The organism is Candidatus Erwinia dacicola, from assembly GCF_001756855.1.
GTDB classification, from domain to species: Bacteria; Pseudomonadota; Gammaproteobacteria; order Enterobacterales; family Enterobacteriaceae; genus Erwinia; species Erwinia dacicola.
Genome location: NZ_MAYS01000282.1, coordinates 1 through 1,548, shown reverse-complemented (window position 1 = coordinate 1,548; position 1,548 = coordinate 1). Strand labels below are relative to the sequence as shown.

Annotated in this window: 1 pseudogene; it reads right to left on the bottom strand. The window is 57.3% G+C overall.

Annotated features, from left to right (window positions below):
- Positions 1-137: 137 nt before the first annotated feature.
- Positions 138-1,316: pseudogene (purT, locus tag BBW68_RS08420) on the bottom strand (formate-dependent phosphoribosylglycinamide formyltransferase).
- Between the last annotated feature and the right edge of the window lie 232 nt (positions 1,317-1,548).

The following is a 1,548-nucleotide window of genomic DNA, read 5'->3' as shown; positions in this document are numbered from 1 at the left end:
ATGCCGCCGGCGCTGCAGGCAGGGGATTATGATCGTATTACCCAGCTGGCGCGCGAAGCGGTGGCGGGCGCACGTTAAGCGAGCAGCGATGAAAAAGGGCGCTGATATCAGCGCCTTGAGTTTTTGCTGCCTGCCAGTTACCCGCTGACTTTAACCTGAGCAGCCGCAGTGATGGCATGCTGTACCGCATGATGAATATCATGGCCGGTGGCCAGCGCCACGCCCAAGCGACGCTTACCCTGAATTTCCGGCTTGCCGAACAGGCGCAGCTGTAAACCCGCCCCGAGTGCTGCTGACAGATTCCCAAATTGCACGTTAGTGCTCTCCAGCTCCGGCAGGATCACCGCTGATGCTGCTGGACCGTACTGACGAATGCTGCCAACGGGCAGGCCGAGGAAGGCACGCACGTGCAATGCGAACTCGGAAACATCCTGTGAAATCAGCGTGACCGCGCCGGTATCGTGCGGGCGCGGCGAGACTTCGCTAAACACCACTTCATCACCGCGGACAAACAGCTCCACGCCAAACAGGCCGCGACCGCCAAGAGCGGTAACCACTTTCTCCGCAATATCCTGCGCGCGCTGCAGAGCCAGTTCGCTCATCTGCTGCGGCTGCCAAGATTCGCGGTAGTCGCCATCTTCCTGACGGTGGCCGATAGGCGCACAAAAGTGGATGCCGTCGACCGCATTAATAGTCAGCAGGGTAATTTCAAAATCAAACTTTACCACGCCTTCAACGATCACGCGGCCTGCGCCAGCACGCCCACCCTGCTGGGCATATTCCCAAGCGGCATCCAGCTGGGAGGCTGTACGAATAAAGCTCTGGCCCTTACCGGATGAGCTCATGACCGGCTTCACGATGCACGGGAAGCCAATCTCAGCAGCCGCAGCGAGAAATGCTTCACGACTGTCGACGAACTGGTAGGTGGAGGTAGGCAGCGCCAGCCCTTCTGCCGCTAGGCGGCGAATACCTTCGCGATTCATGGTCAGCTTAGCCGCGCGGGCGGTAGGCACCACGTGCTGACCCTGTTTTTCCAGCTCGATCAGCATATCGGTGGCAATAGCTTCGATTTCCGGCACCACAAAGTCTGGCTTCTCCTAAGCAACCAGCGCAGCCAGCTCAGCGCCATCCAACATGTTGATGACATAACTGCGGTGCGTAACGTGCATTGCTGGGGCATCGGCGTAGCGGTCAACGGCGATAACTTCCACGCCCAGACGCTGGCATTCCAGCGCCATCTCTTTACCTAGTTCACCAGAACCTAACAGCATTACGCGGGTTGCTGCAGGGCGCAGCGCGGTTCCAAGAGTCGTCATAATCTCTACCTGAATGGATTAAAAAACGCGCGCAGTATAAACGAAAACGTTTGCGTATTCATCCGGCAGTTTGCACTCGAGCCAAAAAAACGTCGCTGTTACACTGCACAAAAATCGGTCTTCCCCGATCATGGTGGGAGACTCAGAAGTACATATTTAATCTGCCGTAATGGAACGTAGCGCCCTTACAGGGCGAGCTTCACGGCTTCGCTGTTCCGGTGCTTTGCATGAC